Source organism: Lentimicrobiaceae bacterium (genome assembly GCA_023227965.1).
Classification (GTDB): Bacteria; Bacteroidota; Bacteroidia; order Bacteroidales; family JALOCA01; genus JALOCA01.
Genome location: JALOCA010000018.1, coordinates 1 through 22,490, shown reverse-complemented (window position 1 = coordinate 22,490; position 22,490 = coordinate 1). Strand labels below are relative to the sequence as shown.

Genomic DNA, 22,490 nt, shown 5'->3' with positions numbered 1-22,490 from the left:
ATTTCATGCAATTTTGCGTATGTCGAAAAATTATTTTTATCATTTGCTAACAAAAAGAAATTTTTAATTTTTTTATTCCAATGTAAATATTGGTTGATAAATTTTAGATATTTGCGTTCAAAATAAAGCAACAAATGAAAAATATCAAAGCTATAAGTATTATATTATTTTATATTTCATTGGTTTTTATCTTTGAAAATAAAATATCGGCACAGGACACAATACAAAAAATAACCGTGATTAAAAAAATGGAACTCCATAAGCACGACCTCGGGTTAGGACTTGGGTTGGATTACGGTGGAATTATTGGGGCTAAATGTGCTTTTATTCCTGTACCTTTTTTATCTGTGTTTGGTGGAGTAGGAATCCAGTTAGGCGGAATAGGCTGGAATACCGGCATTACCTGGCATATTCTGCCCGTGATGTCGAATCATACATTCCGGCCTAATATAAAAATAATGTATGGTATTAATTCTTCCTTTTATATCGAAGGAAAATCGGAATATAACCGTCAATTTACGGGTTTTACTCCTGGCTGTGGTTTGGAAATGCGTTTTGGCAGAAACAAAAAACACGGCATGGATGTTGACCTTAACTTCCCGTTACGTACTCCGGGTTTTTGGAGCCATTACAATACGATAAAAAACGACCCGAACGTAGAAAAACTTAACGAACCTCTGCCGGTTGCCATCTCCATTGGATACCATAAAGAATTTTAAAAGTTAAATAACCAGCAATATCGCATTTCAAATGCCGTAGAATAATTGTTCATTTGCCACAAGGAAAACAATATTTTAAATTTTTGGCAGGTTTGTTTTGAAATTTAAAAATATTTTTACCTTTGCAGTCCTTTTTGGTACAACGCTGTCCGATAGTGTAACTGGCAACACGTCTGATTTTGGTTCAGAAGAGTCCAGGTTCGAGCCCTGGTCGGACAACAGAGAGCCGGTTAAGGCACTTTAACAAGGAGATATGTTTAGGAAAGGGGACTTTTGTCCCCTTTCTTTTTAACGTTTTATAAAAATGGTTGATAAAAACTACATACAACAACTCGTAGATACTTTCCTGGAAGACACAAACTTGTTTTGCGTACATATCAGCATTACTCCCGACAATACCATTTCTGTTTTTATTGATGGAGATCAGGGTGTAACCATTGACGATTGTATCAAGATAAGTAAACACATTGAAAACCATTTTGATCGTGAAGTTGAAGATTTTTCTCTCAATGTATCTTCTTCAGGTTTGGAAAATCCTTTTGTTAATTTGCGTCAATACCGGAAAAACATAGGTAAACATATAGAAATTCAGTTGATCAATGGAGAAAAAATCACAGGTTTGCTTACCTTTGCTGATGCTGATGTTATTGAAATTATATTACCTAAAACGAAAAAAAATAAAACAGAAACTGTGCAACGCATAGATTTTAAAAATATTAGGCAATCTCGTTGCATTATTGCATTTAAATAATTAAAAAATACTAAAATGGAACATATCAATTTAGTCGAAACTTTTTCTGAATTTAAAGAATTCAAAAATATTGACCGTGAAACCATGATGCGCATCCTTGAGGATGTATTTCGCCATATGCTATTAAAAAAATATGGTACCGACGAAAACATTGACATTATTGTAAATATAGATAAAGGCGATCTTGAAATCTGGAGAAATCGTATCATAGTGGAAGATAGTGAACTGCAGGACCCAAATAAGGAAATTGCTTATTCCGAAGCTATTAAAATTGAACCCGACTTTGAAATTGGCGAAGATGTTTCGGAAGAAATAAAAATGGTAGATTTCGGAAGAAGGGAAATCCTTGCCATTCGCCAAAATCTTGTCTCAAAAATTCAGGAATACGAGAAAGATAACGTATATCGTAAATACAAAGACCGTATCGGCGAAATTGTTACCGGCGAAGTGTACCAAACCTGGAAGAAAGAAATTATGGTGTTGGACGACGAGAATATCGAACTCATTATACCTAAATCAGAGCAAATTCCTTCCGATTTTTACCGGAAAGGCGATACAATCAGGGCTGTTGTTTCAAAAGTGGATATTCGCAACAATTCTCCGGTTATTATCTTATCGCGTACATCTCCTGTTTTTCTTGAACGTTTGTTCGAGGCTGAGGTTCCTGAAGTTTACGACGGGTTGATAACCATTAAAAAAATCGTACGTGAACCAGGCGAAAGAGCAAAGATTGCCGTGGAATCGTATGATGATCGTATTGATCCTGTTGGCGCATGCGTTGGAATGAAAGGCTCGCGCATACACGGTATTGTTCGCGAACTAAGAAATGAAAATATTGATGTGATAAATTTTACATCCAACCCTTCACTTTTTATTCAAAGGTCGTTAAGTCCCGCTAAAATCAGCTCCATCCTTATTGATGAAGCCAACAAACGTGCCGATGTGTATATGAAACCCGACCAGGTTTCTTTAGCCATAGGCAAAGGAGGTCATAATATAAAATTAGCCGGAAAACTTACAGGATACGAAATTGATGTATATCGCGACACGGATACAGATAATGAAGATGTTGACTTGGCGGAATTTTCCGATGAAATTGACCAGTGGATTATTGATGAACTTAAAGGCATTGGTTGTGATACCGCTAAAAGTGTTCTTGAACTCCCGGTGGAAGAACTGGTAAAACGTACAGACTTGGAAGAAGAAACTATCCGCGAAGTAATCAGAATTCTTAAATCAGAATTTGAATAAGAATAATCATACCTTTGCAAAAAATTAAAGGCAAGCATTTCAGCAATATCTACACATTAAGCATGGAAGAAGTCAGTAAAATAATGAGATTATCAAAGGCGGCAAAAGAATTTAACGTGGGGCTACCTACCATACTTGAATTCCTTGGCAAAAAGGGTTTTAAACTTGATCATAACCCAAATACCAAGATTACCCCCGAGATGTATGACCTTCTGGCAAAAGAATACCAGAAAGATAAATCAGAAAAAGAACTTGCCAAAAAAATTGAAATAGGTGCACACCACGAAACACTTTCACTCGATGACAAAAAAAGTCGTTATAGCGATGAATATGAATGGGAAAAGGAAACAGAAGAAATTACTGTTCGTACTTCCATTTTTGAACAAGCTGACAAACAACGCGAGGTAAAGAAGCCGGAAAAACCTGCCCCTGAAGTTAGCGTTGTTCCTTTACCCGAAAAATCACAAGCCTTAGTCCTGGACGAAAAAACAGAAGAACCTCCTAAAACTACAATTACCGAAATAATTGCTGAGCCTGTTGCAGAAACTCCACCGGAGCCCCAGCCATTAAAGCAGGAGACAGTCAAGGAAGAACCTGCCATAGAGGTAGTTAGAGATTCCCAGATAAAAATTTTGGGGAAAATTGATATTGAATCTTTTGAAAAGAAGCCCAAAGCCAAAACAAAAGAAACAAAGAAAAAGAAGCCAGAACCTCAAAAAGAGAAAAAACAAAAAGGCGATACCCCATTGCCAGAAGACACTCCTGCTATCATGCCACCGGCTGAAGTTTTGGAAGAAGTTGTTGCTCAGGAAGAAACGCCCATCGAAATTAAAATTCCCGAAAAAGAAACAGACGTTCCTGATGCAGAAATACCCGAAGGAAAACCTTATAATTTTATAAAAACAGAAGTTCGTAAATTGGAAGGACCCACTATTCTGGGTTCTATGAAACTTCCCGAACCTAAAAAACCCGAACCCAAAAAACCGGTTGCTTCCTCTTCTGACGAAATCCTCAAATCTAAAAAGAAAAAAAGGAAACGCATTAAAAAACAAGGAGAAGCTGTTGTTTCTCCTCCACCAGAAACTGCAAAACCCGACAAGGGAAAAGGAAAAGTCAGAGATAAAAAAGGAAAACGCGACATTATTAAACCGGAAATTTCCGATGAGGAAATTCAACGCCAGATAAAAGAAACACTGCAAAGACTAAGCGGAACAGGTAAATCCAAAACTTCCAAATACCGCCGTGAAAAAAGAGCGCATATCAGTCAGCAGATGCTTGAAGAACAAATTAAGCACGAAGAAGACAAAAATATTTTGAAAGTTACAGAGTTTGTTACTGCAAACGAACTGGCAACAATGATGAATGTTTCTGTAAACCAAGTTATTTCAACATTTATGTCTCTCGATATGTTTGTTTCCATCAATCAACGCCTTGATGCCGAAACACTGGTTCTCGTTGCTGACGAGTTCGGATATAAAGTTGAGTTCGTAAGTGTTGAAGTGCAGGAGGCTATCAGGGAAGTAGAAGAGCCAGACAGCCCGGAAGACTTATCCCCAAGAGCCCCGATTGCTACCGTTATGGGGCATGTTGACCATGGTAAAACATCATTGCTTGACTACATCCGAAATGCAAACGTCATTGCCGGCGAAGCCGGTGGAATTACACAACATATCGGAGCTTACGAGGTGAAACTTAGCAATGGAAAAAAAATCACTTTCCTCGATACCCCCGGACACGAAGCTTTTACCGCCATGCGTGCACGTGGTGCAAAAATAACTGATGTGGCAATCATTGTGGTTGCTGCCGATGATACCGTGATGCCGCAAACCGTAGAAGCCATCAACCATGCACATGCCGCAGGCGTTCCCATAGTATTTGCTATCAATAAAATAGATAAACCCAATGCCAATCCTGAAAAAATTAAGGAAGAACTTTCAAAAATCAATATTCTGGTAGAAGACTGGGGTGGAAAATACCAAAGTCAGGAAATTTCGGCAAAAAAAGGAATAAACGTTGACCTTTTATTGGAAAAAGTGCTCCTCGAAGCAGAAATGCTTGACCTGAGAGCCAATAGTAAACGCCCTGCTTTTGGAACCGTTATCGAATCTTCACTCGACAAAGGAAAAGGCTACGTGGCGAAGATTCTTGTACAAAACGGCAGCCTTAAAGTAGGGGATTTTGTTTTGGCTGGATCCACCATGGGGAAAGTAAAAGCGATGTTTAACGAACGTAATCAGCAAATAAAAGTTGCCGGTCCTGCTACACCTTTACTGCTGCTTGGTTTGAACGGCGCTCCCCAAGCCGGAGATACCTTCAACGTGATGACTGACGAACGCGAAGCAAAAAATATTGCAGTGAAACGTCAACAATTGCAACGTGAACAGGGTTTACGAACACAAAAACATATAACCTTAGACGAAATTGGCCGCCGTATTGCCATTGGAGATTTTAAAGAACTGAATATTATTGTAAAAGGTGATGTGGATGGTTCGATTGAAGCCTTATCCGACTCCTTACTTAAGCTTTCAAACCCCCAGGTACAGGTAAATATTATCCACAAATCTGTAGGAGCAGTAACCGAATCAGATGTCCTACTCGCTTCTGCTTCCAATGCTATTATCGTTGCATTCCAGGTTCGTCCTTCGGTAAATGCACGCAAACTGGCAGAACAGGAACAAATTGATATTCGTTTGTATTCTATTATTTACAATGCGATCAACGAAATTAAAGATGCCATTGAAGGTATGCTTTCTCCCGAAATTGAAGAAAAAATTACCTGCAATGTGGAAGTACGTGAAGTATTCAAAATTACAAAAGTGGGTACAGTTGCCGGATGTATGGTGTTAGACGGAAAAATAACCCGTAATACCAAAATACGACTGATACGCGATGGTATTGTTACTCTTTCGGGACTGCTGAGCTCATTGAAACGATTTAAAGACGATGTAAAAGAAGCCGTTGTTGGCCAGGAGTGTGGGCTGAGCATTAACAACTTCAATGATATCAGAGTTGGCGACATCGTAGAAGGATACGAAGAAATAGAAACTAAGAGGAAACTATAAATGCATTCACAAAACAGGTTTCCATAGTTTTATTCACTTCCCTTTCTTTTAATTCAAAAATATTTTTATAGCTTTGTGGGTCATACGACCCACTTTTTTTATTTTTTAACTTACATAAAATCAAAATATAAGATGCAAAAACTCATGTTGCTTGGCGACGAAGCCATTGCCCAGGGAGCTATTGATGCGGGAATGTCAGGTATTTATGCCTACCCCGGAACTCCTTCAACAGAAATTACCGAATATGTTTCTCATTCAAAACAGGCACGGGAATTAAATATCCATTATACATGGGCTGTAAACGAAAAAACAGCCATGGAAGCAGCTCTTGGCATGAGCTATGCCGGAAAAAGGGCTATGGTTTGCATGAAACATGTAGGTTTAAATGTTGCTGCCGATCCGTTTATTAATTCAGCTATAACCGGCGCTAACGGAGGTCTCATTATAGTTTCTGCCGACGACCCTTCAATGCATTCATCGCAAAATGAGCAGGATTCACGTTTTTACGGGAAATTTGCCATGATTCCCGTGCTGGAACCCTCCAACCAGCAGGAAGCCTACGACATGGTACACTATGGTTTCGACCTTTCAGAACAATTTAAAATTCCGGTAATGTTCAGGATAACTACCCGTATGGCACATTCCCGTTCGGGCGTAGTTCGCAAAAAAGAGAAGAGCCAAAACCTGCTTTCGTTACCCAAAAACCTCCGCCAGTTTGTGTTGCTGCCTGCCATCGCCCGCAAACAATACAAAGTATTGCTGCAACAACAGCAAGCCTTCGAAAAGGCATCGGAAACCTCAGGATTCAATACTTACATTGATGGGGACGACAAAACTATGGGTATTATCAGTTGTGGGATTGCCTACAATTATCTGATGGAAAACTATCCCGGGCGGAAAGTTCCGTATCCTGTGCTTAAGATTGATCAATATCCTCTGCCCCGGAAATTGGTGGAAAAAATAGCTTCCGAATGCGAAAGCCTGCTTATTCTTGAAGAGGGGTATCCTGTTGTTGAAGAAGCATTAAAAGGCTATTTAGGCTGGGGAAAAATAATAAAAGGAAGGCTTGATGGAACTCTGCCACTTGATGGTGAATTGAATCCCAACCTTGTTGCAAAAACTCTTGGAATGGAAGATACTCCTGAAATAAAGGTTTCCGGATTAGTTGTAGCACGTCCCCCTTCATTGTGCAAAGGATGCCCGCATACCGATTCTTTCCAGGCTTTAAAAACCGCATTAGGTGAATATGAAACCAAAGGCAATATTTTCAGCGATATTGGTTGTTATACCCTGGCGGCACTTCCTCCTCTGGAAGCCGTAAACAGTTGTGTTGACATGGGTGCTTCCATCACAATGGCAAAAGGTGCTGCCGATGCCGGCTTGTTTCCTGCCGTTGCGGTTATTGGCGATTCTACCTTCACACATTCCGGAATTACCGGGCTGCTTGATGCTGTTAACCAGAAAAGCCCTATTACTATAGTAATTCTTGATAATTCAACTACAGCAATGACTGGGGGGCAGCCTTCGGCTGCACTCGGTAAAGTTGAAGACATCTGCAAAGGAGTAGGCGTCGAGCCCGAACACATCAGGGTACTAAAGCCTTTGCATAACAAGCATGATGAAAATACCGCTATTTTCAGGGAAGAACTGGCTTACAAAGGTATTTCGGTGGTTATTCCCCGTCGAGAATGTATCCAAACGCTTAACAAACGTATGCGTGACAAATTCAAGGAAAAGAAATAGTTTACCCTCCTGATACAGAGATGTGCGGAGCAAGCCAAAGAGACCAGATGTTTGCCGGAGAATAGAAGGGGTTAGAGAAAAATAAGACTAATAACAAATAAATAATAACGAATGAAAAAAGATATAATTCTTGCCGGTGTAGGCGGTCAGGGGATACTTTCCATTGCAGCAGTAATAGGATATGCAGCCCTTGAATCGGGCTTGTACCTTAAACAGGCAGAAGTGCACGGTATGAGCCAGCGCGGCGGCGATGTACAGTCGAACCTAAGGCTTTCGGATAAAGAAATAGCTTCTGACCTTATTCCCTGCGGAAAAGCCGATATGATAATCTCAGTGGAGCCCATGGAATCGCTGCGGTATGTACCAATGCTTTGCTCACAGGGTTGGCTGATTACGAATACTCAACCCTTTGTAAACATTCCCAACTATCCCGAAATGGATAAAATTATCCAGGAAATAAAATCTTTTCCAAGGCACATTGCTTTAGATGCTGATGCCGTTGCTACACAAATCGGTTCGGTAAAAGCAGCAAATATTGTTATTTTGGGTGCTGCGTCGCCATTCCTCGAAATACCGGTTGAAAGGATAGAGAATGCCATTCGGACAATTTTTGGGAAAAAAGGAGAAGAAATGGTACAACTCAACCTCGACGCATTTATTGCAGGAAGAAAATTTGCATTGGAAAACTCCTAATTTTATCAACCCTCTTTTTTATAGCGGAATAATTACGCTAATTCTTTTCATTATTTATTAAAATTACCTGCAAATGAAGTGGAAACGTCGTTTAACCAATATTTTTATTCTTTTTGTAATATCAGGTATAGCATACATAATCATTGATTTCTTTTTTATTCCTGTAAAAACCCTTGAAGAAGAAAAAATTATTGTAGCCGAAAAAACCGAATACGGAATAGTGGTTGACTCGCTTATAGTGGTAAAAGATGTGGTTAAAAGCGGTGAGAATCTTTCGCAGTTGCTTGGCAAATATGGCGTTGATGGGAGTACCATCAACGAAATCCTGAAAAAATCAGACACCGTTTTTGATTTCCGGAAACTAAGAGCCGGCAAACCTTATACTATATTTACAAGCAAAGACAGCCTGAAAAAAGTACATTATTTTATTTATGAAAATTCTGATACTTCATACCTTGCTTACGATTTCCGCGATTCGATGCATTTTCATTTTGTTGAACGCAACGTAGAAAAACATTGTAAAAAAATATCCGGAACCATTACTTCCTCGCTATGGAATGCAATGAGCAGTGCCGGAGCCGACCCCGGACTGATAGTTAACCTCTCCGAAGTGTTTGCATGGACTATTGACTTTTACGGCATACAGGAAGGCGACCAGTTTAAAGTGGTTTACGAAGAACTGTCTGTTGACAAGGAAACTATAGGAGTTGATAAAATACTTTCAGCATGGTTTCTACACAACGGGAAACCCTATTATGCATTCTATTTCCAGCAGGATGATAAAGGAGATTATTTCGACGAAAAAGGCAACAGCATGAAGCGTGCATTCCTGAAAGCCCCGTTGAAATTTTCGCGTATAAGTTCCGGTTTTTCTTACAGTCGCAGACATCCTATTCTTAAAATATACCGCCCGCATCTTGGCGTGGATTATGCTGCCCCGAGAGGCACACCCGTTTACAGTATAGGCAGTGGAACCGTTGTAAGTGCCGGTTTTGCAGGCGGTGCTGGCCGGCTCATTAAAATACGTCATAATGCCGTTTACACCACCTCTTACATGCATTTGTCGAAGTTTGCAGCCGGAATAAGTCGCGGCACACATATATCGCAGGGGCAGGTGATTGGCTATGTCGGCAGTTCGGGTTTGTCAACAGGTTCGCATCTCGATTTTAGGGTTTACAAAAGCGGAAGCGCTATTAACCCTATAAAAATGGATTCTCCGCCGGGCAAACCTGTTAAAAAAGAATGCTTCGACAGTTTTACAATGTTGCGCGATAAAATGAAGTTGCAATTGGATGGTATTAAAATAATGAAATAACCATAAGAATAATACCAATACAAACCGAAGATAGATTCATTCATTTTCCGACATTACAAATATCATTTAGTTCATTACAAATATTTGTTCCACACATATATTATTAATTTTTAATCATACAATAGTATTTTTATACTATTTGATTAATTTTTCTATTCATACGTCTTATTATTTTATAATTTCGACATCTATTTTTAATAATCTGAAATAATATTTTATTTTTAAGGCAATATTTATTGATCATTATACAACTATTTACAAAATATTTATTCTTGGCATAAATATATTAATTAATGACTATTGATTATTTTTTATTATATAATAATCAATATCTTATATTTAATATTTATTAATATATTTATTAATTTATTAATATAAATCTAATTATCTATTGAACAATATCAGATTATTATTGTTTTATATATAAAAAAACAATTCTTAACTATAAAAATCTTTTTAATACCAATGAATCATGAAAAATAAACAAACAAAACGTCTTCATAGAAAATATAACATAAAAGATATTCACTTCAGATTTAAAGCCGACTCTATTATTTCAAAATTTAAAGAGGATATAGATGCTATAAAGGATATAGACCCTTCTCTCAACGAAAATTATCTAACTTTTGCCGAAGAACAAATAAAAAATATAAAAGAAAAAGGATTAGATGAGATTGTTGTATGTGAAACCAAATTAAAGACTACCAATATTAACAGCATGATGGCAGAAGCCCGAAGGCTGTATGGCACTGCAAAATTTTATTTTACCAAAGCATTCCCCGGACAACCTGCCATATGGAATGAGTTTGGGGCTTCGGACTATGGGAAAGTACGTGCCAGCCAGCTACTGATGATGCCTTTTTTAACGCAGCTTATTCTTACCATAAAAAAATACCGGGAGGTAATGTTGCAGGCAGGGATGAAAGCTACACTCATAACGGATCTCGAAGTGATAAATCAAAACCTTAGCGGTGAAAGCACTCTGCAGGAACAAGGGAAAAAAATCAGGCTAAGCGATACACAGCACCGGGTTGCTGCCCTTAATGCGCTTTACGATACCATAGCTCCTATATGCAGGGCTGCCAAGCTTGCATTTGCCGAAGATGAAGCACACCGAAAAATTTACATTCTGTATCATGGAAGAAAAGTAAAGCGGAAAAGCGAAAACAAGCCAAAGGCAGAAGAATAAAAAAAGCCGCCCGGTAAAGAGCGGCTTTTTTATGATTAAGGAAAAAGAAATTTATAGCGGGGTATATTCTTCGTCCATTACCCTGTTTCCTGATGCTCCAACGTAATAATAATGTAGATAAAACTTGCCTGATTCAGGATCATAATATGATCTCTCTGCTGATGGCAATATTTCATACTCAGTACACTCCTTTCAGCATTTTCCGCCAGATAAACCTTAACTTTAACCAATGGACAGGTTGGGATTTTGGCGGATACAATACCTATTATGGCGGAAATGTTAATTTAGGTTCTCAGTTTACCAATTATTGGTGGGCAAACGGGGGTGTAAATATTGACGGGAACAACCGTGATAACTCCATCCTGAGGGGAGGACCGTCAATGTATGTACCGGGTGGATGGAACTATTGGTGGTCGGTTTCTACCGATAGTCGTAAAAAACTTACCTTCGATTTTAATAACTCTGCTTACTTTGATTTCGACGACTGGACTCATAATTACGATTTCGGCATCGGCATCAGTTATCGCCCTGTGGATGCTCTCAGGTTTAGCCTTTCTCCTTCGTATAATATCAATAAATCAGAAATTCAATATATTGACAATGTTCAATATGGTAAGGAAGAAAGATATGACCTTCGACCCCATCTGGTATGTAAAAACTACGGTAGACAGTCTGGGCTGGATAGCAGAATTGAAAATACCGTACCACTGACTATACATTCGATAAACCCGATTTCAAGGCTCTTGATTTTTTATCTAATCTCGTAATCCGTTGGGAATACATTCCCGGTTCAACCCTCTTTCTGGTTTGGTCGCAAAACCGCAGCGATTCATGGAGTAATGGCAATTTTGCCTTCGACAGCGATATGAAGGATGTCTTCAGAATATATCCTTACAATATCTTCCTTATTAAATTATCCTACCGTTTCAGGGTATAAGCCTTTGGCAGGAGTACCTATCAGGAATGGTTTTTTAATGGATAGGAAGGTTTTCTGAATTATTTTCGGGATAAAAATCCGTGTGTTGGTTAAAATTAATAAAAACATGATATTTTAGCCGAAATTACCAGTGCATGTCTGCCAGAGAACTTTTTCGCAGAAAAACCATAGACCGTATCCTGCATGATGCACAGGAAGAAAAAGGCAGGGATACCGGTTTGCGGCGTAATCTTAACGTAAGGGACCTTACTGCGATGGGAATAGCTGCCGTAGTGGGAGCCGGAATTTTTAGTACCATCGGCACTGCTGCAGCCCATGGTGGACCCGCAGTTTCGCTGCTTTTTGTTTTTACTGCCATTGCCTGTGGCTTTTCGGCATTGTGTTATGCGCAATTTTCGTCGGTGATTCCCATCAGCGGAAGTGCTTACACCTATGCCTATGCTAGCTTCGGGGAGCTGATAGCCTGGATTATAGGCTGGGATTTAATAATGGAATATGCAGTGGGAAACATTGCCGTTGCAATTTCCTGGTCCGACTATTTCACCGGTTTAACCAGCGGACTGGGTATTCATATCCCTGAATATTTTACAGTTGATTTTCTTACTGCCTCGAGAGGATATCACCAAACCCTGCAGGAAATGTCAAAAGGAATACCATTCAACGAATTGTCGTTTGCACTTCAGGAAGCATGGCATGCCTGGACCGAAGCTCCGGTAATTGGTGGAATACGCATCATTGCCGATCTACCCGCTTTTTCTATCGTGGTTTGTATTTCTACCCTGGTTTACATCGGGATTTATGAAACCAAGGTTGCCAGCAACCTAATGGTAGCATTGAAACTTGCCGTTTTGCTAATGATTATCGGTGTGGGTTGTTTTTATGTGAAAGCCGAAAACTGGAGCCCTTTTGCCCCAAACGGCATAGGTGGTGTGTTGAAAGGAGTTGCCGGAGTTTTCTTTGCTTACATTGGCTTTGATGCCATCTCAACCACTGCCGAGGAATGTAAAAATCCACGTAAGGATTTGCCTAAGGCAATGATACTTTCACTTGGCATCACCACTGTTTTATATGTACTCATCAGCCTGGTACTTACAGGCATGGTGCATTACAGCGAACTGGGTGTTGGCGATCCTCTGGCTTATGCTTTCTCAAAACTTCATCTTACAAAACTTTCGGGAGTAATAGCTGTAAGTGCCATTATAGCAATGGCAAGCGTGTTACTTGTGTTCCAGGTGGGGCAACCCAGGATTTGGATGAGCATGAGTCGCGACGGATTGCTCCCCAAACGTTTTTCGAGGTTGCATCCGCGTTTCCGAACTCCTGCTTTTTCTACCGTGATTGCCGGAATTTTGGTTGCCGTTCCCTCTCTTTTTCTTAATCTTACCGAAGTTACTGACCTTACCAGCATTGGAACTTTGTTCGCATTCGTTTTGGTTTCAGGTGGAGTTTTACTAATGGATAGCCCTGACCATTCCAATAAATACAAAGGGAGTTTTCATGTTCCTTATATTAGCAGCCGCTTTTGGCTGCCATTGTTGTGGATTATCACTATGGTCATTTTGTTTTCTGTAAATGAAGAAGGTATCCGAAAATATTTTGCCTTTAATCAAAACCAAAGCGATACATTTTTTACCTGGAGCAGCATTAAACATAAAATACCAACTTTAATGTATTTTTGTATTGCTCTTGTTTTAACCATTTTTGCTGTGATAAAATCCTTTTCTCTGATTCCAATGCTGGGCTTACTTACTAACCTTTACCTGATGTCGGAGCTTGGAATTACCAATTGGCTGCGTTTCCTGATTTGGCTTGCCATTGGACTGGTTTTGTATTTTACCTATGGAAACAAACACAGCAAACTCAGGGAGGTACATACCTGATAGTAATTTATTTTATGTGTGCACTCTTGTTATTTCTGCAATAGAAAAATCAGTATCATGGAAAATATTTTCTCCCGGACAAACACTTTTCTCTATATTGAGAACAGGATGCGGTTATTTATAGTTTTAACAATGATTTTATTTTTGCCGGTATTGCACGGCTATGCCCAGCAGGTAAACCCTTATGATGATAGCAGTTTCAATCCGGTTTCCGAACGAAACAAGATATTAAAAAATCATATCAGGAGTGTTAAAGCCATAAACAGTGCAGATAAAAATGTGGCAAAGGAATGGTTTTTCGACGCTAAGGGAAATATTATCAAAAAAACAATATATTCTGACAAGGGAAATACAGAATCGGAAACTCAATTCATTTACGACAATACGATGCGGCTAACAAGCGAACGCACCACTTTTGCCTTAGCCGACACCACGGAAACTTATTACACTGAGTATTCATATGACGAAACGGGTTTGAAAGAAAAAACTGTCCAGTTTGCATCTGATGGAAGTATTTCACTGATTTCTTCCTTTAAATATAACGAAAAGAGATTTCTGATTGAAAGTTATTCTTATTCAGGCGACAGCAGCCTGCAGAATATGACCAATTATAGTTACGATGTCATGAATAATATAAATAAACGCCTGGTGTTTAAATGGTTTGAAGAGGATTGGGTGTTGATAAATACCTATGTTTACTTCTTTGATGCACAAAACAATCTTATCGAAGTCAGCCTGGCAAGGTTAGGAAACCTGTTGTGGACTGACGTTTTCAGTTATGGGAGCAAAAATCTTTTATCTGCTTCTAAAGAACACGACATGCAGGACAGTAAATATATGCGTAACTACATTTATGTGTATGATTTTTATCCGGAAAGTAAAAAATAAAAACTATGTGTTTAGGGGTGAAGCATTATTTACAACCCGGAAGAAAGCTTTTCAATATCCCTTCTTTCTTTTTTGGTAGGCCTGCCAGTTCGCGGGTCGCGAAGGACAAAAAATGTTTCCTTAGGCAATTTCAGCTTGTCGTATTCTGCCTGGGGTGTAAGGTCTTCCAGGTATTCTGGTACTAATTTTGCACCCACTCTGTTAGTCAGCAATGCCAGCACTCGTATGGTTTTTGTTAGCGGAGTAATTTGTACAGTATATATTTCCCCAGGTTTTACTTCGTGCGAAGGTTTGCAGTTTTGTTCTTCCCATTTCACTTTTCCTGCCTTGCAGGCTTCCGTAGCCTGGTTGCGTGTTTTGTAAATCCGAACAGCCCATAACCATTTGTCAATGCGTACAGTGTTTTCCATCTTCAGGGCAAAAGTATTATTAATTATAGTGTTTCATTGCCGGTTTCTGTGAAAAATTGTCCATTTTGAAAAAACGTGCATCAGAATTATTTTTTCCGGAAATAAATTTCCAGGGGCACTCCTGTAAAATCAAACTGCTTGCGAAGCTGGTTTTCGATAAAACGTTTATAGGGATCTTTGATGTATTGCGGCAGGTTGCAGAAAAACACGAAAGAAGGGTAGTAAGTAGGTAGTTGAGTAATGTATTTTACCTTAATCATTTTTCCCTTGTTTATGGGTGGGGGCGTGTCGTGCACTATCGGGAGCAGTAATTCGTTAAGCTGCGAAGTGCTGATTTTCCTGCTGCGGTTTTCATGTACTTTCAGTGCCGTTTCGAGCGTTTTGTGGATACGCTGTTTGTTAAGTACGGAAGTAAAAACAATGGGTACATCGCTGAAGGGAGCTATCCGGCTGCGGATATATTCTTCGAATGACTTGTGAGTGTTGGTTTCCTTTTCTATCAAATCCCATTTGTTTACTACTATTACCACTCCCTTGTGGTTTCGCTGGATAAGGCTGAAAATATTGAGGTCCTGTGCCTCGAAACCCGAAATGGCATCGGTCATCAAAATGCAGACGTCGCTGTTTTCGATAGTACGAACCGAGCGCATCACCGAATAAAATTCGATGTTTTCGTGTACTTTTCCTTTTTTGCGTATCCCTGCGGTATCTACCATCATAAAGTCGAAGCCAAAGCCATTGTAGCGTGTAAAAACAGCATCGCGGGTTGTTCCGGGTATGGGTGTTACAATGTTGCGTTCGTTACCCAGCAATGCATTTATCATGGAGGATTTGCCTACGTTGGGCTTTCCTACAAAAGCAATACGGGGCAGGTTTGTTTCTTCTCCGGGGGGAAGGGCTGAAAATTCTTTCACCACTTCGTCAAGCAAATCGCCGGTGCCACTACCAGTGGCTGCAGATATACAAAATACATTTCCAAGACCCAACCGGTAAAATTCGCCTGCGTCGTTGATACGTTCAGGAGTATCAACTTTGTTGGCAACGAGGAAGGCTTTTTTCTTGCTTTTACGGATTAAGTGGGCAACATCTTCATCCATAGCGGTGAGCCCTTCTCTTACGTCAACCATGAAAAGAATGATGTCGGCTTCATCTATGGCAAGCTGCACTTGTTTGCTGATTTCTTCTTCAAAGATATCGTCGGAATCGGTGATGTATCCCCCGGTATCTATCACCGAAAAATCTATGCCATTCCAGTCCGATTTTCCGTAATGCCGGTCGCGTGTTACACCACTGGTAGGGTCAACAATTGCTTCGCGGCTACCCGTAAGGCGATTAAAAAGGGTGGATTTCCCAACGTTGGGTCGTCCTACTATGGCTACTATATTGCTCATGTGTTGATTTTCACAAATTATTGTAATGGAAACTTATTTGTTTACGGGTATTTACAAACAAAGATACTAACTTTCGTAACCGAAGCGTTTCAGTTCGCGTTCGCTGTCGCGCCAGTCTTTATTTACTTTCACACTTAGTTCGAGAAAGATATGTTTTTCGAGGAAGGCTTCAATTTCTTTACGGGCTTCTGTTCCCAATTTTTTGATGGCATTGCCCTGGTGCCCTATCAAAATAGGTTTTTGCGAATCACGGGCTACGAAAATGGTAGCCGAAATCCGGGTTATTTTTTCTTCTTCTTTAAATGAATCAATTGCTATTTCGGTGCAATAGGGTATCTCTTTTTTGTAAAGCAGGAGTATTTTTTCGCGTATCATCTCCGAAACGAAAAAGCGCATACTGCGGTCGGTAAGTTCATCTTTAGGAAAAAAAGGTGGATTTTCAGGGAGTTTTTCGAGGATTATTTCGAGTACTTTTTCCAGATTTGCTTTATAAAGAGCCGAAACGGGTATGATGTCGGCTTGGGGAAGTTTTTCATGCCATTCTGTAAACTTTTTTTCTACCCCGGCAGGGTCGGAAAGGTCAATTTTGTTTATCAGAACTATCACCGGAATGCTAAGGCTTTTTAGTTTTTCGAGAAAGTCCTGATGCGGAAAGTCTTCGTGCATTTCGGTTACCAGCAAAAACAGGTCGGAATCTTCCATTGCTTTGTCAATGAATTTCATCATTGCTTTGTGCAAAAGATAATGAGGAGTGATAATGCCTGGTGTATCGGAATACACTATTTGAAAATCATCGCCATTTACTATACCCATAATCCGGTGGCGTGTGGTTTGTGCTTTAGAGGTGATGATAGACAGTTTTTCGCCTACTAAAGCGTTCATCAGGGTTGACTTCCCTACGTTTGGACTGCCTAAAATGCTGATAAAACCTGCTTTATGATTCATGGAGCGAAGATTAATGCATAAAAGGCTACTGAAACTCAGTAGCCTTTTTTAGTAGCGGGGGCAGGATTCGAACCTACGACCTTTGGGTTATGAGCCCAACGAGCTGCCTCTGCTCCACCCCGCAGTATATCTTTTATATTCTTGTTTCTGTTTGAGCCCGCAAAAGTAATGCTTTTTTCCGGTTTTCCAAATTTTACTTTAAATTATGTATTTCTCTCAATAGAAATAAATTATAATGAAAAGGTATTTTATTTATAACGAAAAAAAATATTTTTAAAAAAGATATGTCTAATAATCCGGTAACCCGGATAAAATTATTTAATTGATAGAAATAAAAAACCCTCTGTAGCAAGTGCAGAGGGTTTAAAGATGAAAACCAATATTTTAATATACAATCATTTTCCGCACAGCTCTTATAGAAGAATTTTCAATCATTAAATAATAAACACCTTGTTTCAGGTTGTTCAAATTTAATTGTTGTGAAAAGTTTGTGGTGATTGTAACATTTTTTTGCTCAAATACTATATTACCGGAAGTATTAACAAGTCGAATATCTGCAATTTGTAATTCATTTGAATAGATATTTAATTTGAATTCACCATTATTGGGATTCGGATAAATATTTACACCTATCATAGCAGAAGGATTATTAATACCAGTAGTAGAATAGATTTTTACTTCTTTGGCATCGGAAAAAGCACTTTCGCCGCAATCGTTTATGGCTTTAACACTTACTGCTGATATTCCACGGAAATCCTGGTTCCAGGTAACAGTAGCCGTTAAATCCTGTTGAGTTATTGTTCCTGCACTGGCAGGTTCAATCATCCATTCGTAACTTGTGGCATCCGTAACTTCATTTATAGAATAATCGAGGGTAGTATTATAAACCAAATCCAATGAATCAGTTAATACAGCATTAGCAGGCATAGCAGGAACTTCGGGTATTGATTTTACATTTACAGTTGCTTCCCCCGAAACTGTTCCTTCGCAATAATTATCATTTACACTTACAAGTGAAAACAAAGTATTGGAAGTAGGTGTAACAGTCCATGTGTAGGGAGATTCAGTAATGATTAATGTTTGATCATCGGAAGTAATCACCGACCATGGAGCTGAACCCGTAAGTGCTATCTGCAATTCAGCCGATTCACCTGTACAAATATCGGCATTACCATTTATAGTAGCAGAAGGAAGCTGATTAATAGTAATTAGCATATCATCAGTGGCATTTCCGCAATCACCAAAACCGTTTGCTGTAAGATTAAGTGTTACTGTTCCGGCAGTAATATCTTCTGCACTTGGGGTATAAGTCGGATTCAGAATAGTAGCATTATCAAATGTACCTGTTCCGGAAGTTGTCCATTCGATGGTAGAATAGTTGGAGGCAACCGCATCATTGATAAGCACGGTATTCCCTGAACATATAGTTATGTCGGTACCTGCACCGGCAGTTGCAGTTTTATTGATAGTAAGCGTTAGATTGTCGGTTGCGCTTGATTTTCCATTTCCTGTTACACTAAGAGTAAGAACAATTCCACCAGCATCAATATCAGCCTGGCTGGGAGTATAAACAGGATTTAAAATACCAGAGTCATCAAAACTACCGCTTCCTGAAGTTGTCCATAAAACTGAAGCAAAATTGGTAGCAGCACCATTAAGCTGGTAGGTTTCGCCTTCGCATATTGTAGCATCCTGACCGGCATAAGCAGTTGGGGCAGTATTTACAGGAGGAGGCAGGATGATATAATCTACCCATCCGCAATCGCTGCCATTGCTTTGCGAAACATCTTTTGAATAATACCATTTGAAAGTATGTGCTCCTGCTGTTACAGGATAAATTGCTCTCGACCAGCTAACTTCACCACTCCATTCTGCAATTTGTGTATCATCAATATAGAATTGCAGATAATCATAATCAGGTTCGGAAGATACCTTGTAATAAAATGAAATGCTGTCGTCGGCGGCTACGGTATAATTTAGTATCATTTCAGAGCCTTCGTTATCGTCAACATCACCGGAAACAGCGGTATAACTTCCTTCATAAGCACCTGTATTTGCTACTGTCCATGGAGTTCCCAGGAATGTCCATGGATAGTTACTGAAGTCTCCGCTTTCCCAATCTTCAAGGATAAGGCCTGCTGGAGTATAATAAGTTTTATTGTATGAAATGTTTCCATTGGTAACTGTAAGTGAAAAATCAATTACGGTTCCGATTGGTGTTTCTGCATTTACCGAAACATTGAATACCGGAGTAGCATTTCCACCCTGTGGTATGGAAGCAATATTTGAAGTGCCATTGTTAACAGTAACGTAACTGCTTGTGGAAGTAAGTGTAGCGGTTAAATTGCTGATGTCGCTGCTTCCCGAATTGGCAACTATCATGGAAAGATCGGCAGTTTCACCCGGGTCTAATCTTCCGTTATTATTTCCTGAAGGATCGGCAATGGCAAGACTTCCTGCACCTAGAACAGGGGCATGCAGTTTCATGCTGAAGTGAGAAACCCAGCTTTCGGTACCGTCGGTAACGGTAATGTCAAATGTGGTATTATGCTGGTCGGGGCAGTTTTCGCTTACAGTAACGGCAAAGGCTCCGTTTTGTGTTGAGGTTTGCTGGCTGGCAATATCGCCCCAGTTTGCGTTGTCATCCGTAATAGTTACATATTCATCGGTGGAAGCAAGGGTTGCAGAAACGTTTGTAGCATTGCCGTTACCAACGTTTTCCAAAGTCAAATTCAGCATGATGTTTTCGCCATAGTCGGCAAGTTGATTGTTGTTTCCGCTGGCATCGTCAATGGCATATTCATTGTACAATACATAAGGTCCGTCGGGTGAGGCAACTGTTACAGTCCCAATAAATGGTTGACGGTTTTGTTTGGTTACCACTATGTCGGCTGTGCCGGGAACTGTAATGGGAGTAAGGGGTACATCCACGATTCCACTTTCGCCAACCTGAGCAGTGCCATAAAGAACTCCGTCTTTAGAAATAGCAACATAGGCATAAGGTTCGGCATTTACGGTAAAGGTAGTGGAAGCCAATGGCATCAATCCCTGGTAAGTAATGTTCATTGCATCGGGTTGGGAAAAATAAACTGAGAGTGAGGGGTCGCCCATCAGGCAGTAGATTTCCCAGTAGTATTCGACTAGGTCAGAACCTGATTCTGTAACAGCCAAATTTCCTGCAAAAATCATTTCATCCTGGGTAGTATAAAATTCGGTAGCAGGTTCGCCCTGATCGTGGAAAGTACGGTCGTAAGCTCCAAGGTGATTTGCATCATAAACAGGATTTGTTACAACATCTTTGTGTCCAACACCCCACCAGTAGTCTTCGTCCCAGTAAGTACTGTTGGATCCTCCGATATAGCCAAGGGCGCCTTTGCCGTTTGCCCGGAGAAGTTCTTCAGCAAAACAATCGCCATCATAAGGGCTGGTTTCGCAACAGTTGCCAACCATTAACCCAAATTTATGATTATTTTGCAGGGTGGCAATGTCGGAAATGGAAAATTCAGGATCTGCCCAGCCACTTGGACTTCCGTGTGCAGTATAATTGGCATAGCAAACGCCGTCGCTTACGTTCTGGATAATTTGTGCCGCACTGCTTCCTGATTGAGGAAACAGATAGGCGTGAGGTGCCAGTCCATGAGCCTCATTAAAATAATAGGTAGTTCCATAGTTAATCTGTCCATTAGCATAGGTAGGAGAATGCCCTGATCCATCTACACCAGCTATCATTACGCATTCGTTCAGATAGCTTGGGTCGGGCATCAGGTATTGTTCGTATTCGAGGGTTTTGTCAATCTGTGGTTGCAATTGGTCAACAGTAGTGGCAGAAAATCTTCCATAGTAAATTTCAGGTAAAACATCTCCTGAATATTCGCAATAGTACAGGTCGGTTACATGAGAGTCGGTTTCACCGGAAAAAGCAGGGACCTGAGCTACATCACCTACAAACAACACAAAGGTAGGAGCAGGATCGGATGGAGTGCTGTTTTCGTACAAACCTTGTAAATAATTTTTAATGGAGGTAGTAGTTGTTCCTACTGCCGGGTCGTTGGTATAAGCTTCAATTACTGTAAAGCCCTTTTTCGTTTTCCATTGGATAAAAGGCTGGAGAGCATCGTGAAACATAGGAGCAGATACAATCACATATTTTATTGGATATTTGGTAAGGGTGTCGCGGGTTTTATCAGCCTTACTGTTCAGCAATTGTTTGTCAATGGCTTTAAAGTAAGAGTTGTTGTTCATTTTTTTCATTTCCTTTGTTTGGGAAATATTTGCATTGGCAAAATTTACCTGAACAGAAATGTTATAGTAAACACGAAGAGTATTAGTTGCCGGGTTGTACTGCACAGGGGCAATGTTCAATCTGCCAAGGCGGGTACCGCGTAAAGTTCCGATGATGTCAACTGTGGCAAGTGGAGCGTCGCCAAAGCCGTTACGGCTATAAGCTGCTGCATTATACTGAAATGGTTTAACATCGGCAGTGTTTTTCGACACGGGTCCCTGGTATGGCATCAGCCTGAATTTTATTCCAAGATCGGAAAGATTGTAGTCCTTCACCTCATAGCTGAGTACCTTTACGTCTGCCGTAGCTCCGAAAGGAATTTCTATCAGTTTATGGTTCACGGGTAGTTTGGGGCATCCAATTTCCATGCTGAAGGTGTAACCTTCGGCTGAGAGTTCGGTAAAATTGCCCATTTCGGTTTTTACATCAAAAAAATTGATGCTGGAAAGAGAATTTTCCACTTTCAGTGTGTTGTAGGTATTTTCTTTTACTTCCAGTTTGGTTTTGCCATTGGCAATCAGTTTTACATTAGTTGCAAAAACCGAAGAGGAAAGTAACAGAATACATGCCATAGCCGGAATCAATAAACCTTTGATTCCGGTAAAAAGTAAGTGTTTCTTCATTGATTAGTAAATTGTTATAATTAATAATAGTTGTTTATTTTTTTAAAATAAAGAGCTACAAATCTATATATAAAAAGGATATTTGCAACTTTTTTAACGAAATATGGTAAATTTTAACAATAATAAACTGTTTTCAGAAAAATAATTTAACGAATCAGTGCCTAAATAAACTAAACATTCGACACTCCAAACCTACTTGCCATAGACAGACTTTAGTTCACGTTAGGTACTTTATTGTTTTACTAATTTCCCTTTTCCGGTACGAACATATTTTACTGGCTGCGGATTTCCTGAGTAATATACATTCCCAACGTTTTCGACTCTTACATCCAGCTCTCCGCTGCAATTTACATAGCAGTCGTTGAATCCACGGTTGGTAAGATAGCCATAATTAGTTTCGAGTGAGCTGCC

The 22,490-nt window shown here is 39.8% G+C and carries 16 protein-coding genes and 2 tRNA genes; 12 read left to right on the top strand and 6 right to left on the bottom strand.

Features of this window, described 5'->3' with window-relative positions:
• Positions 1-134: 134 nt before the first annotated feature.
• The 12 genes from M0R21_07605 to M0R21_07550 all read left to right on the top strand — a co-directional run bounded on the left by M0R21_07605 (position 135) and on the right by M0R21_07550 (position 14,428).
• A complete protein-coding gene (locus tag M0R21_07605) occupies positions 135-719 on the top strand; it encodes a hypothetical protein (GenBank protein MCK9617687.1) in 585 nt (194 codons plus the stop codon).
• A gap of 146 nt (positions 720-865) precedes the next feature.
• Positions 866-938: transfer RNA gene (locus tag M0R21_07600), tRNA-Gln, on the top strand.
• An 85-nt stretch (positions 939-1,023) separates the two neighbouring features.
• Positions 1,024-1,470, top strand: coding sequence for a ribosome assembly cofactor RimP (gene rimP, locus M0R21_07595; GenBank protein MCK9617686.1), 447 nt, complete (start codon positions 1,024-1,026; stop codon positions 1,468-1,470).
• 15 nt (positions 1,471-1,485) lie between these two features.
• On the top strand, positions 1,486-2,721 hold the full coding sequence (gene nusA / locus M0R21_07590) for a transcription termination factor NusA (protein MCK9617685.1): 1,236 nt from the start codon (positions 1,486-1,488) through the stop codon (positions 2,719-2,721).
• Between the two features lie 83 nt (positions 2,722-2,804).
• Positions 2,805-5,783: a translation initiation factor IF-2 gene (infB, locus tag M0R21_07585; protein ID MCK9617684.1), complete on the top strand. Its 2,979-nt coding sequence runs from the start codon at positions 2,805-2,807 to the stop codon at positions 5,781-5,783.
• Positions 5,784-5,915: 132 nt separating this feature from the next.
• Positions 5,916-7,526 (top strand): thiamine pyrophosphate-dependent enzyme, encoded by a 1,611-nt coding sequence (locus tag M0R21_07580; protein MCK9617683.1) that lies wholly within the window; start codon positions 5,916-5,918, stop codon positions 7,524-7,526.
• 111 nt (positions 7,527-7,637) lie between these two features.
• Positions 7,638-8,219 (top strand): indolepyruvate oxidoreductase subunit beta, encoded by a 582-nt coding sequence (locus M0R21_07575; protein MCK9617682.1) that lies wholly within the window; start codon positions 7,638-7,640, stop codon positions 8,217-8,219.
• Positions 8,220-8,292: 73 nt separating this feature from the next.
• Positions 8,293-9,534: a peptidoglycan DD-metalloendopeptidase family protein gene (locus tag M0R21_07570; protein ID MCK9617681.1), complete on the top strand. Its 1,242-nt coding sequence runs from the start codon at positions 8,293-8,295 to the stop codon at positions 9,532-9,534.
• Between the two features lie 472 nt (positions 9,535-10,006).
• Positions 10,007-10,723 (top strand): hypothetical protein, encoded by a 717-nt coding sequence (locus M0R21_07565; GenBank protein ID MCK9617680.1) that lies wholly within the window; start codon positions 10,007-10,009, stop codon positions 10,721-10,723.
• A gap of 92 nt (positions 10,724-10,815) precedes the next feature.
• Complete coding sequence (locus tag M0R21_07560; GenBank protein MCK9617679.1) at positions 10,816-11,490, top strand: DUF5916 domain-containing protein; 675 nt, start codon at positions 10,816-10,818, stop codon at positions 11,488-11,490.
• Positions 11,491-11,794: 304 nt separating this feature from the next.
• Positions 11,795-13,540 carry an amino acid permease gene (locus M0R21_07555; protein MCK9617678.1) on the top strand — a complete coding sequence of 582 codons (1,746 nt, stop codon included), beginning with the start codon at positions 11,795-11,797 and terminating at the stop codon, positions 13,538-13,540.
• 57 nt (positions 13,541-13,597) lie between these two features.
• On the top strand, positions 13,598-14,428 hold the full coding sequence (locus M0R21_07550) for a hypothetical protein (GenBank protein ID MCK9617677.1): 831 nt from the start codon (positions 13,598-13,600) through the stop codon (positions 14,426-14,428).
• A gap of 29 nt (positions 14,429-14,457) precedes the next feature.
• Here M0R21_07550 and M0R21_07545 read toward each other — a convergent pair whose 3' ends face one another.
• From M0R21_07545 to M0R21_07520, 6 genes are all read right to left on the bottom strand, one after another.
• Positions 14,458-14,838 carry an RNA-binding S4 domain-containing protein gene (locus tag M0R21_07545; protein MCK9617676.1) on the bottom strand — a complete coding sequence of 127 codons (381 nt, stop codon included), beginning with the start codon at positions 14,836-14,838 and terminating at the stop codon, positions 14,458-14,460.
• A gap of 86 nt (positions 14,839-14,924) precedes the next feature.
• Positions 14,925-16,229, bottom strand: a complete 1,305-nt coding sequence (der, locus tag M0R21_07540) for a ribosome biogenesis GTPase Der (GenBank protein ID MCK9617675.1) — start codon at positions 16,227-16,229, stop codon at positions 14,925-14,927.
• A gap of 66 nt (positions 16,230-16,295) precedes the next feature.
• Positions 16,296-17,174: a GTPase Era gene (era, locus tag M0R21_07535; GenBank protein MCK9617674.1), complete on the bottom strand. Its 879-nt coding sequence runs from the start codon at positions 17,172-17,174 to the stop codon at positions 16,296-16,298.
• Between the two features lie 52 nt (positions 17,175-17,226).
• Positions 17,227-17,298, bottom strand: a tRNA-Met gene (locus M0R21_07530).
• 260 nt (positions 17,299-17,558) lie between these two features.
• Positions 17,559-22,079 carry a C25 family cysteine peptidase gene (locus M0R21_07525; protein ID MCK9617673.1) on the bottom strand — a complete coding sequence of 1,507 codons (4,521 nt, stop codon included), beginning with the start codon at positions 22,077-22,079 and terminating at the stop codon, positions 17,559-17,561.
• 231 nt (positions 22,080-22,310) lie between these two features.
• On the bottom strand, positions 22,311-22,490 hold a 180-nt coding region (locus M0R21_07520), incomplete at its 5' end, for a hypothetical protein (protein MCK9617672.1).